Origin of the sequence: Azospirillum soli (assembly GCF_017876165.1) — a bacterium.
Classification (GTDB): Bacteria; Pseudomonadota; Alphaproteobacteria; order Azospirillales; family Azospirillaceae; genus Azospirillum; species Azospirillum soli.
On record NZ_JAGINQ010000008.1, the window covers coordinates 210980 to 224145 of the forward strand.

Here is a 13166-nt window from a genome sequence, read left to right on the forward strand (position 1 = left end):
CCTCAGACCGGTTCAAGTTCGGGTGCGGGAAGCGCCGCGACAGCACGCGTCGTCCCGGATTCATGGTGCCGGCTCATCTCGCGCAGGCCGGCGACGTCGAGGATCAGGGCGACGCGTCCGTCGCCCAGGATGGTCGCCGCCGCAACCCCGTCGAGGCGGCGGAAATTGGCCTCAAGGCTCTTGATGACGACCTGCTGCTGGCCCAGAACCTCGTCCACGACGAGGCCGAGGCGCGAGCCGTCCTCCGTCTCCACCAGCACGACCAGCGCGCGGGTGGGATCGGTGACCGCCTTGGGGATGCCGAACAGCTGGTGCAGGTAGACGAGGCGCACATACTCGCCGCGCGCCATCATCACGTCGCACTTGCCGACCAGCCCGTGCAGGTCGGCGGGCTTCGGCCGCAGGCTTTCCACGATGTTGGTCAGCGGCAGGACGAAGCGTTCCTCGCCGACCGAAATCACCATGCCGTCGAGCACCGCCAACGTCAGCGGCAGCGACAGCACGAAGCGCGAGCCCTCGCCCGGCGTGGAGTAGACGCCGATGCGCCCGCCGAGCGAGGTGATGTTCCGCCGCACCACGTCCATGCCCACGCCACGCCCCGACAGGTTCGACACCTGATCGGCGGTGGAGAAGCCCGGCAGGAAGATCAAGTTGTCGATCTCCTCGTCCGACAGGCTGGCGCCCGGCTGCACGAGGCCCTTCTCGATGGCCTTGGACAAGACCTTCGGGCGGTTGATGCCGCGCCCGTCGTCAGTGATTTCGATGACGATGCGGCCCGACCGGTGCTGCGCCGACAGATGCACGGTGCCGGCGCGCGGCTTGCCGACGCGCTCGCGCTCGTCCGGCCCTTCCAGCCCGTGGTCGATGGAGTTGCGGATCATGTGCGTCAGCGGATCGACGAGGTTTTCCACCACCGTCTTGTCCACCTCGGTCGTCTCGCCCGAGGTGACCAGCTGCACCTCCTTGGCCGTCGCCGCCGCGCATTCGCGCACCAGGCGCGGCATGCGGGAGAAGACGCTGGACACCGGCTGGGCGCGGATCGACATCACGCTTTCGCGCAGTTCGCGCGTGTGCTGGGCCAGCTGTTCCAGCCCTTCCAGAAGTTCCTGGAACTCGCCCTGGGGCAGTTCGCGGACATGCTCCGCGATCATCGCCTGGGTGATGACCATCTCGCCGACCATGTTGACCAGCCGGTCGATCTTGTCGAGGTCCACGCGGATCGTGTGGCTGGTCAGCCCGGCATGCTCGCCGCCGCCACCGGCGTTCGCGCGCGGCTTGGCCGCCTCTGGCGCCTTCGGCGGCGCCACGGGAGCCGCAGCGACCGGCACCGGCTCGGTCGCGACCGGCGCAGGCTCGGACTCTGCGATGGGCGCCTCGACAACCGCCGGGGGAGGGGCCTCGGCGGTGATCTTGATGTCGCACTCGTCGGCGACGAATTCGAAGACGTCGTTGATCTTTTCCAGATCGACGTCCGGGTCGGCGATCAGCGTGACCGTCCAGGAGAGGAACAGCAGCTCCGCTTCCAGATTCTGCAACGTCGGCAGGTTCTCGACGCTGCAATCGATCTGTGCCTCGCCCAGCCGGCGCAGGGCGCGCAGCATGAAGGTCGGCTCGTTGCCGGACATCAGCAGGTCGGCCTTGGGCCGGAAGGTGACGGTCCAGCGGATCTTGCCCTCGGGCACCGGATTCTCATAGGCGCGGGCCGCCTCGATGAGGGCCATGGCGTCGCCGAAGATGCCGGCTTCGTCGTCCTCATCGTCCGGGTAAGCGGCGGGAGCGGCCGCGACCGGCTCCGGCGCCTTCGCCGCCGCCGGTTCCGCGTGGGCCGGCCCCGCGTGAACCGGTTTCGCCTCGCCCGACAGGTGCCGACGCAGCGCCGCCACCGTGTCGTCCGTCGTGCCCGGAGGTGCCGCCTCGCCCTCCCGCGCGTAGGCCAGCATCTGGCCCAGCACGTCGTTGGCGCGGATCAGCGTATCGACCAGTTCGGTGGTCACGGGAATGGCGCTGTTGCGCACGCCGTCCATGACCGTCTCGAACTCGTGCGCGAAGGCGACCAGTTCGGTGAAGCCGAAAGCCCCGCCGCCGCCCTTGATCGAGTGGACGGCGCGGAAAATGGCGTTGACCTCATCGGAATCGACCTCGCCCGGCGTCAGGCGCAGCAATCCGGATTCGGCCACGGCGAGCAGCTCGGCGCTCTCGTCGAAATAGGTTTGCTTGAACCGGCTCAGGTCTTCCACGGGCGTGCCCTTTCACCAAGGCGCGGCGTCAGCCGCACACCTTCTGCACGACGGAAATCAGCTTTTCGGGGTTGAACGGCTTCACGATCCAGCCCGTCGCCCCGACCGACCTGCCCTCGGCCTTCTTCTTCTCGTCGGCCTCGGTGGTCAGCATCAGGATCGGCAGCGTCTTGTGCGCCGGGGTGGCGCGCAGGCGGCGGATCAGGGTCAGCCCGTCCATCACCGGCATGTTCAGGTCGGTGATGACCAGATCCACCTTGTTGGCGGCGATGACGCTCAGCGCCTGCTGGCCGTCGCCGGCCTCCACCACCTCGTACCCCGCGCCCTTCAGCGTGAAGGCGACCATGTCCCGCATGGTCCGCGAATCGTCGACGGTCAGAACCTTCTTCTTCACGCTTGGCTCCATTGCTTCAGCCACGGGGCGAGGCCCAGATCCTCGCACGCCTCCGCCAGGACTTCGGAAGGCTGCGCGATGGCGAATTTCTGATTGTGTTCGGCGGCGTGCCGGGCGGCGACCAGCAGGGCCTGGATGCAGGCGGTGCTGACGCGCTCGACTCCGGTCGCCTCGACGATGACGGTGTCCGACGCGGCGAAGCCGGCGCGCAGGCTGTCCACCAGGGGCTGCGCCATGGCGAGATCGAGGTCGCTGGGCAAGCCCAGGCGGACCTGCCCGCCCTCGTCGCTCCATTTGATCAAGCTCACAGCACCTCTCCTTCACACCCGCCGCGCGTGGCCGGAGCCGGAACGGCCGTCGCCATCCCCGGCATTTGGGAAAAACCCTGCCAGACCACGTATAAGGATTCGTTAAGGCAACTTGACGGACCTGTGTCAAGCGGCACTCGCGCACCGGTTGGCGAGCGATCTTTTTCGGACGCTCTGGGGAAAGAGGTTAGGAGACCGCCCCAGCCTCGGCCCCGACCGCCGCCACCGGCACCGTGAAGGAGAAGGTCGCCCCGGTCCCCGGCTCGCTCTCCACCCAGATGCGCCCGCCCAGATGCTCGACGATCCGCTTGCTGATCGCCAGCCCCAACCCCGTCCCCTGCGGCTTGTCGGTCATGGTGTCGCCGACCTGCCGGAAGCGTTCGAAGACGATCGCCTGATGCTCCGGCGCGATGCCGGGGCCGTTGTCGGTCACCGATACCCGCGCCTCACCCCCCGATGTGCCGGCCACCAACCCCACCGTCAGCGCGACCCGCCCGCCGGCCGGCGTGAACTTGGCGGCGTTGGACAGCAGGTTCACCGCCACCTGCACCAGCCGGTCGTAATCGCCGCGCACCGGCGGCAGGTCCGGCGGGATCGCCACGTCCAGCGCGATTCCGCGCTCGTGGAACAGCTGGGCGGTGGCCGCCGCTGCCTGTTCGACGGCAGCACCGAGATCCATCGGCTGGACCTGCCAGTCGATCTCCCCGGCCTCGATCTTCGCCATGTCGAGCACCTGGTTGATCAGCCGGGTCAGCCGCTCGCTTTCCTTGATGACCAGCCCCAGGAATTCCTGCCGCTGTTCCAGCTCGATCTCCGGGTCGTCGAACAGGATCTCGGTCAGCGCCCGGATGGAGGTCAGCGGCGTGCGCAGCTCGTGCGTCACCGTGGACAGGAACTCGTCCTTCAGCCGGTCCAGCTCCTTCAGCCGCTCGTTCGCCGCCCGCAGCGCGGCGGAGGCCCGCTCCAGCTCCGCCGTCTTGTGCTCCAGCTGCCGGCTGTACTCAATGACGTGGCTGGTCTCGTCCAGCATGCGCATCAGCTCGGGGTAGCTGACCTCGCCGTCCTTCACCGCCGACGCCAGCGCCACCCGCGCCGAGGCCGCGCCGATGGCCCCGGCCAGCAGCCGTTCGGCGAAGCGCACCAGCTCCGCTCCGGCTTTTCGCTGCGGGTCCAGCTCCCCAAAGGCCTGCTCGGCCCGCTGCGGTCCCAGGAAACGCGCGACGATGCGCGCCAGATCGCCGACCGTGGCGTCGCCCCGCCACTGCCCGGCCGTCAGGGGCGCCTCCGCATGCTGGAACACCTCGACAAAGGCCGTCGCCTGCGCCCGTTCGCCCAGCCCCGGTCGGTCGAGCAGCGACACCGCTACGTAAAGCCCGATGTTGAGCAGCATGCTCCAGAACAGCGAATGCGTCAGCGGGTCCAGCCCGTCCAGCCCGAACAGCGCGTAGGGGCGCAGCAGTTCCACCCCCCACGGACCGTCCTCGATGAAGGTCTCCGGCAGCCAGCCCGACCGCGCGAAGCTCGGCAGCAGCAGCGTGTAGGCCCAGGTCAGGATTCCGGCGCTCAGCCCCGCCAGCGCCCCGCGCCGTGTGCCGCCGATCCAATAGATGCCGCCGATCAGCACCGGCGCGAACTGCGCGACCGCCGCGAAGGAGATCAGCCCGATGGCGACCAGCGCGTAGGCCGACCCCGCCAGCCGGAAATACACATAGCCCAGCAGCAGGATCGCCACGATAGCGACGCGCCGGATCGTCAGCAGCAGGGGCGACAGGTCGTGCAGCTTTTCCAGCCGCGCGCTGCGCGACCGCAGCAGCAGCGGCATGACCAGATCGTTGCACACCATGGTGGACAGGGCGATGGCCTCCACGATGATCATGCCGGTCGCCGCCGACAGTCCGCCGATGAAGGCCAGCAGCGCCAGCCAGCCATCCCCGGCCGCCAGCGGCAGCGCCACCACGAACACGTCCGGGTCCACCGCCCGGTTGGGGAATTGCATCAGCCCGGCCACCGCGACCGGCAGTACGAACAGGTTGATCAGCAGCATGTAGAGCGGGAAAAGCCACAGCGCGCGGGTCAGGTGCCGCTCGTCCACATTCTCGATGACCATCACCTGGAACTGGCGCGGCAGGCACAGCACCGCCGCCGTCGCCAGCAGCATGATCGTCGGCCAGGACCCGTCGCCCAGCGCCGGGGCGGAGGTGAACAGGTGCCGGATCTCCGAGTGCGCTTCTGCACGGGCGAACAGATCGGCCGTCCCGCCGTACATCCCCCACACCACGAAGGCACCGACCGCCAGGAAGGCGACCAGCTTGACCACCGATTCGAAGGCGATGGCGGCGACCATGCCCTCGTGATGCTCGGCGGCGTCGATGTGCCGGGTGCCGAAGACGATGGCGAAGGCCGCCATGACCACCGCCACGTAAAAGGCGTTGTCCAGCACGACCGGCAGCGATAGCCCGCCCGTCAGGCCGCTCGGGTCCGCGCCCGACAGTACGTCGAAGCTGACCGCCACGGCTTTCAGCTGCAAGGCGATGTAGGGCGTGATGCCGATCACCGCGGTCAGCGCCACCAGCCCGCCCAGGCCCTGGCTTTTCCCGTACCGGCTCGCCAGGAAATCGGCGATCGAGGTGATTCGCTGCGCCTTGGCGATGCGCAGGATCTTCCGCAGGACCAGCGGCCCCAGCAGCATCAGCAGCGTCGGCCCCAGATAGATCGGCAGGAACCCGATGCCCAGCGACGCCGCCCGCCCGACCGACCCGTAGAAGGTCCAGGTCGTGCAGTACACCGCCAGCGACAGCGCGTACACGTACGGCGACGCGATAACGCTGCGGCGCGCGTCCGCCCGTGCGTCCGCCCACCAGGCGATGGCGAACAGGACGAACAGATAGGCGAGCGATGCGGCGACGATGGTCGGCCAGGGCATGTCACCGCCCTCCGGCTCTCGGATGGGCGCCTGCGGTGGGCCCCCACCCTAACCCTCCCCCACCTTCGGCTCTCAGCGAATGCCGAAGGCATTCGCCTGACGCCGTCAGTGCAAACCATTGGTTTGCGCGAGAGGCGAGGGAGGGAACAAAGCTCCTTCCCCCGCCGACAGGTGGGGGAAGGTCGGGATGGGGGCCCACCGCAAGGGCGTTGGCACGCCCTCTCATGATCGCCCTCCGCGTTCCAGGAACATGGCCGACAGCCCGATCAACGCCGCCCACACGCCCAGCGCGTACACGTACAGCAACGGCACACCGAACACCGTCTCGCCCACCCCGAACACGCGCAGCAGCGGCGGGTTGAAGGCGACCAGCCCGAACAGGAACAGCGCGATCAGGCGTTCGGAACCCGCCCGCGTCGGCGGGGATGAGGGGGGCTTGCCGGCCTCGCGGCTCAAAAGGCCCGCTCCCGCGCGGCCAGCTCGACGATGATGTTGGCCCTGCGAATGGCGTCGTCGAGCGTCGTCACGTCACGCTCCTTCAGCATCTCGACCATGCGCAGGAACACCGCCGCCGTGACGAGGCTGTCGCCCAGCGCCGTGTGCCGGTCCACCACCTCGATGCCCAGCCGTTCGGCGATGCCGTCCAGCGTATGGTCGCCGTCGTCGCCCTGGAGCATCCGCGACAGCAGCATGGTGTCCAGCACCGGGCTGTCGAACTGCACGCCGGCCGCGCGCTCCTTCATCTTCAGGAATTTCAGGTCGAAGGCGGCGTTGTGCGCGATCAGCACCGCGCCCGAGACGAAGGCGCGGAACTGCGGCAGCACCTTGTCGATGGTCGGCTTGTCCGCGACCATGTCGTCGGTGATGCCGTGGAAGGGGACGGATTCCGGCGGGATCGGCCGCTTCGGGTTGACCAGCGTGTTGAAGGTCTCGCCGGTCAGGATGCGCCCGCCGACGATGCGCACGGCGGCGATCTGGATGATCTCGTCGCCGTTGCTGGGCGACAGGCCGGTGGTCTCCGTGTCGAACACCACGTAATGCAGCTGGTCCAGCGGCGTCCGGCCCAATTCGCTGGTCGCCAGCGGCTGGTGCAGCAGGGAGAAGTCGAAGAACTCCGGCCGGGCCGAGGGCTGGACCTGCGTGTGCGCCGAGGGCGGCTTCAGCGCGGGCGGCAGCGGCACGCGCAGGCGGGCGCAGCCCTCGTGGCCCTTCACCGGCTCGCTCCACATGGTGCTCTTGTGGTGTTGCAGCACGTCGCCGACGGTCAGGCCGCCCAGCGCGTCCGGCAGCGGGTGGTCGAGCCAGCTGTCCACGATGCCGCTCGGCACCGTGGGGCCTTGCCAGGTGATGTCCAGATAGACCCACTGCCCCTCATGCTCGACCGACAGGTCGTAGGCGGCCACGCCGGTCAGCGCGTAGACGTACTCGATCAGGTATCCGAACAGGATCACCAGCGTGTAGCTGTCGCCGTGCACCCACTGCGGCAGCCCGGTCAGCGTCACCTTGTAGGCCGCGTCCGGCCCGACCCGGTGGCGGACGAGGTTGATCAGGTTGTTGGAGTGGATGTCGCTCATCGGCCAGGACCCGGTGACGACGCTGCGGTACTCCGCCGTCACATGCTCCAGCCGGTCCGACAGGGTGTTGCAGGACTCCATCATGGCGGCGTCGAAGGCCGCGCGCTCCTCCGGCCCCAGGTCGGGATAGTCGCTCAGCGTCTCCAGCGCCGCGCGCAGGTTGGCGATGGGCTGGCGGAAGCCCTCCGTCGCCTCGCGCAGCAGCGCGTCGCGCTGGCCCAGCACGGCCAGTTCGCTGGTCGCGTCCGACAGGGTGATGACGTAGCCGGTGATGGTCGGCGTCGCGTCCGGATCGTCGGATTCCTGCAAGATGGCGCTCATCCGACCGGCCAGCAGGATGCGCCCGTCCGTCGTCGCGCCCACGAACTGCGCGGTCGTGCCGTGCTCGTGGTTGACGTGGCGCCCCTCGCGCACGCGCAGCGTCAGCCGCTCCAGCGTGTGCATCACCGGCTCGGCCACCACGAAATGCAGCAGCGAACGGCCCAGCCCCAGGTCGCCGGTCAGGTGCAGGATGTCCAGCGCCGTCTGATTGTAAAGAAGGATCTGGTGCTTCAGGTTGCAGACCAGCACGCCTTCATGCAGGTCGCGCAGCACGGCGGCCAGACGCGTCTTCTGCTCCTCCGCCTTGGCGGTCGATTCGGCGACGGCGCGCGCGGTGTCGCGGCGGGCGGCGGCCAGCTTGTCCGACAGGTCGTTGACCGCCTTCGCCATGGGCACGAGGTCGCCGTAGCGCGCCAGCGGCACCCGCGCCGCCGCCGTGCCATGGGCGATCAGCCCAGCCTCGCGGCTCAGCGTTTCCGCCGCGCGCAGCAGGTAGCGGTCCACCGTGAACCACAGCCCCCATACCCCCAGCGCCACGGCCGAGGTCATCAGCACCGCGTAGGTGGTCAGCGGGTCGGCCGATCCGCTGTTGCTCAGCCCAATGGCCCCGCCGACCGACAGGGCGACCAGGGCGGCGCCCGTCGCCTTGAAGACCAGCGGCACCAGCCGGCGGGGGGCTACCGGAGGAGCGCTGCCCTGCGCGGCGCCTGCGTGTGTCGTGGTGGGGCTTTCCACCGCCGGCACCGTCACGGCAGGGTCTCCCGCGCATCCTGGGGTGTCAGGTACTTGCGCACGATCATGACGAGGTCGCGGGTCGAGAACGGCTTGGTGATGTAGTCGGTGGCGCCCAGCGCCATGCCCTTCTGCCGTTCCACGTCGCGGCTCTTGGCCGTCAGCATGATGATCGGAAGCGCCTGGAAGGCGGGGTTGGCGCGCAGCGACTGGCAGACGTCGAAGCCGTCGCGCTTGGGCATCATGGCGTCCAGCAGGACCAGATCCGGCGGGCTCGCCTCGACCGATTGCAGGGCTTCCTCGCCGTCGCGCGCGATGCGCACGTCGAAGCCGGCCTTCTGCAACAGCACCTGCAGGGAAAGGACGATGCTGGGCTCATCGTCGGCGACCAGGATCGTCGGCTTCATGGGCAGGGCTTCCTCCGATGCGCCGGTCTGTGGTGCCGGCTTTGCCTGGGCTTCGTTGGTTCTAATATGCGAGCCCGTTCAAACCCATGTTAGCGGCAAGGATAACGGCAGATCAAGACGAAGCCCGCCCGCAATACCGAAATTGCGGACGGGCTTTTCATAGAGAAACAGGCTTACAAAAGCGGGTAAGGACAGTTTGTCGCAGGCTTGACGGCCACACCGCGTCAGCGGGTGCTGAACCCCATCGCGTCAGCGGGTGCTGACGACCACCGGATCCAGCCCGACCTTTGCCTTCAGCTGGTTCGCCACGCGCTTGGCGGCGGCGCTGTCGCCGAAGCCGCCGACGCGGACCACGCGCCAGGACTGCTGTGACGCGTCGGTCCAGTCCAGCGCGTAGGCGCGGTAGCCGCTGCCTTGCAGCTTGCGCACCAGCGCCTCGGCGTTCTCCGCCACATGGAAGGACCCCAGCTGCACCGCGTAGCGTCCGCTCGGCGCGCTGGCGGCGGGCGCCGCCGAATCGACGGCGCTTTCGTCCACCGATGCGGTCTGCGCCTTCGGCTCCGCCGGGGCACGCTTGGCGGCCTTGGGCGCGAGCATGGCCTGAAGCTCCGGCGTCTCCGCCTTGGCGGTTTTCACGGGCTCGGCCGGCTTGGCGGGGGGCGGTTCGGCCTTCACGGGCTCCGTTTTCACCGGCTCGGGGGCCTTCACCGCCAGCGAGGGCGGCGGGGGTTCTGGCAGCTTGGCGACGGGTTCCGGCGCCGGCGGCCTGGGCGCGGTGACGGTCTGGACGGGCGCGGGCGGCGGCGGTTCCGGAACCTTCAGGGCCGGCGGCGGGCTGGGCTGCTGGCTGCTCGGCGGAGCGGTCTCCACGGCCGGCGGCAGGGCAGGGGGCACCGCGCTCGGTGCCGGCGCGCGGGCGATCAACGCCTCCGGCTGGCTCGGCGTGACCTTCGCGGCCGAGGTCGGAGCGGCCGGCGCGTTCGCCCCGCTCGCCCCAATGGACGATCCACCCGGCGCGGGCGCTGCGGTGATCAGAGGCGCCACGGCCTGAACCGGCGGGGCGGTCGGCGCCTCCTCCTGGTCCAGCATGACGACGGCGAAGCCCACGCCCGCCGCGGCGACCAGCGCGGCGGCGATCTTGCCGAACGGCAGATGGCGCTCGGCCTTCGGCTCGACCTCGTCGTCCAGATCGGCGATGTCGTCGTCGGCCGGGTCGTGCTTCAAATCTTCGTTGAGGGCGCGCAGGAGCTTGGCAATGTCCTCGCTCTCCGCCCCGGAAGCACCGGTCCCGTCGTTCGACGACTTGCCGGCGGCCTTCATTTCGTCCTTGAACGTCACGGCGGACACGCACCCGAAAAGATCACAAGGGCCATCACCGCCATCCAGGCGGATGGCAAAGCGGTGGTAATTCTTTCTACTGTATTTCCACGTTCGATCAAACGGCCATGCGACACGATGCCGTGAGAAAGAAATGACCGGAGCCCCGGCTTAATCCTTCCGATAGGGGTGCTCGGCCATCCAATGCTGGGCGATGGCGAGCCGCGTGGCGACCCACACCTTGTCGTGCCCGCGCACGTAATCCAGGAACCGGGCCAGCGCCGCTGCGCGCCCCGGCCGGCCGACCAGCCGGCAATGCAGCCCGACCGACATCATCTTCGGCTGGTCGGCGCCCTCGGCGTACAGCACGTCGAAGCTGTCCTTCAGATAGGTGAAGAACTGCTCGCCCGTGTTGAAGCCCTGGTTCGTCGCGAACCGCATGTCGTTGGCGTCCAGCGTGTAGGGCACGATCAGCTGCGGCCGACCATAGACGTCGTCCCAGTACGGCAGGTCGTCGGCGTAGGAGTCGGCGTTGTAGACGAAGCCGCTTTCCTCCGACACCAGCCGCCATGTGTTTGGGCTGCACCGCCCCAGATACCAGCCCAGCGGGCGCGATCCGGTGACCCGCGTGTGGATGGCGATGGCGCGCTGCATGTGCTCGCGCTCCACCTCCTCCGGCAGATGCTGGTAGTCGATCCAGCGGTAGCCGTGGGTGGCGATCTCCCACCCCGCTTCCAGCATGGCCTGGACGGCGTCCGGGTTGCGCTCCAGCGCCATGGCGACGCCGTAGACGGTGACTGGCATGTGCCGCTCGGTGAACATCCGGTGCAGCCGCCAGAACCCGGCGCGGGAGCCGTATTCGTAGATCGACTCCATGTTCATGTGCCGCATGCCCGGGATAGGCTGAGCGCCGACGATTTCCGACAGGAAGGCTTCCGACGCCGCATCGCCGTGCAGGACGCAGTTCTCGCCGCCTTCCTCGTAGTTGATGACGAACTGCACCGCCACCCGCGCGCCGCCCGGCCAGTTGGCGTGCGGCGGCCGGGCGCCGTAACCGATCAGGTCGCGCGGGTAGGCCCGGTTCATTGGATTGGGGCTCATGCGGTCGGCTTCTCGGCGGATTCCTCGGGAACCTGATGGCGCAGGATCAGCGGCGCCTGGAACGCGCTGAACAGCAGCGTCAGCGGCATGATGCCGAACACCTTGAAGTTCACCCAGGCGTCGGTGCTCATGGTCCGCCACACCGCCTCGTTCATGGCGGCCAGCAGCAGGAAGAACCACGCCCAGCGGATGGCCAGCGTCCGCCAGCCCTCGTCCGTCAGGTTCAGCACGGTGCCCAGGATGCGCTTCAGCACGTTGCGGTGCGTGACGTGCGCGACGAACAGTACGGTGGCGAACAGCAGGTTGACCAGCGTCGGCTTGATCTTGATGAACAGGTCGTCCTGAAGCCACAGCGTCAGCCCGCCGAACAGCAGCACGAAGGCGGCGCCGACCACCGGCATGATCGGCACCTTGCGTTCGAAGTGCCAGGACACGATGACCGACACCGTCGTCGCGGCCATGAAGACGGCCGTGCCGATCATGATGCCGGCCTGGGAATTGGCGATGAAGAAGGCGGCGAGCGGGCCGGCCTCGATCAGCAGTCGCGCGTACTGGTTCATGCCCCTGACATAGCCCGAACCGGCCCTTCGATAAAGGGGGGAAGCGGCGCGCCCGTGGCATCCCTCACACAAGAGCGCGGTCCTCATTCCTTTCGTGTGGCGAGTTCCTACCGCTTCCGGCGGCCCAGCCTTGCAACGGGCATGGCGGGGACGAGGGCCGGAACGGCGTCAGAACTGGAACGACACCCGCACCGACCCGTAATTGGTCGCGGACTTCTGCCCCTTGTGCTCCGGCGTCAGAATGTTCTGGGCGTAGGTGAACCCGAAACTCCCGTACCGCAGCGTCAACCCGACCTGAAGCCCGCCAACCAGCGGGTGCTTGTCCACCGATGGCCCCGGTTCGTAGCTGTTGCCGTCCAGGAAGATGTTGCGGGCGACCGCGCGCGCCTCGGCGCTGGCGTAGACGTACCACGCGAAGGCTGGACGCCCGGCCCGCTGGTCGCTGCCCTCCTGATAGGGGATGCTCATGGTCGGGCGCATGACCAGCGCGCCGACCGGCGCCGGCATGTTGCCGCCCAGCCGCACCGTCGCCCCCACCGCCGCGAAGGTCAGCACGTTGCCGACGCTGGCCGCCACATGCGGGCTGAAGTCCGCCTCGAAAGGCCCGAAACGGCTGGGCCGCTCGTCGCGCCAGACATGCTCGTAGCTCAGCACGACGCCCGGCTCGTTGCGCAGCTGATAGTCCCAGCCCTTGGGATCCTTGGCGCCGCGCACGATCTCGTGCACCGCCTTCTGCGTCTGCTCCGCCAGAGAGGCCGGCCCGACCACGCCGAGGTCGAGGTCCAGCCGGTCCACATGGCGCGGCACTTCGGAAATCAAGGAGATCCGCCCGTACAGCCACCCGGCGTAGGGCCGGTCGTTCGGGTTCGGCACGGGGCGCGTGATGTCGCTCGGCGTGTAGATGTTCTGCCCGATGGCAAACCCGTAGCGTCGCACGCCCTCCGGCCCGATCCAGGGCACCAGCCGCGCCAGCCAGTCGAGGTTGCCGTAGGTCGGCCGGTCGCCGGAGAAATAGTAGAACTGGAAACCGTTGGTGTAATAACGGTCGGTGCCGCCGCCGAACAGGTCGTTGTCGATCCAGAATCCGATGGACGGGCCGGCCGGCTCCAGTGCTCTTTGATCCGGCGTCCCTTGCTCCGGCGTCGCTTGATCCTGCGCTTGCGCCGATACGCTCATCAGCGCCAGCACGCACGCCGCCAGCCAACCGTCACGCACCCTCATCCCGCCTCCGCTCCGCCGTTGCACCGCACCGCAAGATGGGGCTTGGGCTGTGTTTGGCGCCTACCCTTTCG

The 13166-nt window shown here is 68.6% G+C and carries 11 protein-coding genes; all 11 read right to left on the reverse strand.

Features of this window, described 5'->3' with window-relative positions:
- Positions 1-2: 2 nt before the first annotated feature.
- Positions 3-2237, reverse strand: a complete 2235-nt coding sequence (locus J2852_RS15130) for a chemotaxis protein CheA (protein ID WP_209876872.1) — start codon at positions 2235-2237, stop codon at positions 3-5.
- A gap of 28 nt (positions 2238-2265) precedes the next feature.
- Positions 2266-2643 carry a response regulator gene (locus J2852_RS15135; RefSeq protein WP_211112234.1) on the reverse strand — a complete coding sequence of 126 codons (378 nt, stop codon included), beginning with the start codon at positions 2641-2643 and terminating at the stop codon, positions 2266-2268.
- Complete coding sequence (locus J2852_RS15140; protein ID WP_209876876.1) at positions 2628-2939, reverse strand: STAS domain-containing protein; 312 nt, start codon at positions 2937-2939, stop codon at positions 2628-2630. The genes J2852_RS15135 and J2852_RS15140 overlap by 16 nt, the downstream gene beginning before the upstream one ends.
- A 187-nt stretch (positions 2940-3126) precedes the next feature.
- On the reverse strand, positions 3127-5862 hold the full coding sequence (locus tag J2852_RS15145) for a sensor histidine kinase (RefSeq protein ID WP_209876878.1): 2736 nt from the start codon (positions 5860-5862) through the stop codon (positions 3127-3129).
- 222 nt (positions 5863-6084) lie between these two features.
- Positions 6085-6318: a hypothetical protein gene (locus J2852_RS15150; RefSeq protein ID WP_209876880.1), complete on the reverse strand. Its 234-nt coding sequence runs from the start codon at positions 6316-6318 to the stop codon at positions 6085-6087.
- Positions 6315-8507, reverse strand: coding sequence for a 3'-5' exonuclease (locus J2852_RS15155; RefSeq protein ID WP_343206751.1), 2193 nt, complete (start codon positions 8505-8507; stop codon positions 6315-6317). Before J2852_RS15155 ends, J2852_RS15150 begins: the two co-directional genes overlap by 4 nt.
- Positions 8504-8896, reverse strand: a complete 393-nt coding sequence (locus tag J2852_RS15160; RefSeq protein ID WP_209876882.1) for a response regulator transcription factor — start codon at positions 8894-8896, stop codon at positions 8504-8506. Before J2852_RS15160 ends, J2852_RS15155 begins: the two co-directional genes overlap by 4 nt.
- A 249-nt stretch (positions 8897-9145) precedes the next feature.
- Positions 9146-10234 carry an SPOR domain-containing protein gene (locus tag J2852_RS15165; protein WP_343206752.1) on the reverse strand — a complete coding sequence of 363 codons (1089 nt, stop codon included), beginning with the start codon at positions 10232-10234 and terminating at the stop codon, positions 9146-9148.
- A gap of 150 nt (positions 10235-10384) precedes the next feature.
- The gene (gene puuE, locus J2852_RS15170) at positions 10385-11314 is read right to left on the reverse strand and encodes an allantoinase PuuE (RefSeq protein ID WP_425514381.1); all 930 of its coding nucleotides are present in this window, start codon (positions 11312-11314) and stop codon (positions 10385-10387) included.
- Positions 11311-11874, reverse strand: coding sequence for a septation protein A (locus J2852_RS15175; RefSeq protein ID WP_209876884.1), 564 nt, complete (start codon positions 11872-11874; stop codon positions 11311-11313). Before J2852_RS15175 ends, puuE begins: the two co-directional genes overlap by 4 nt.
- A gap of 168 nt (positions 11875-12042) precedes the next feature.
- Positions 12043-13095, reverse strand: a complete 1053-nt coding sequence (locus J2852_RS15180; protein WP_209876885.1) for a lipid A deacylase LpxR family protein — start codon at positions 13093-13095, stop codon at positions 12043-12045.
- Positions 13096-13166: the final 71 nt, after the last annotated feature.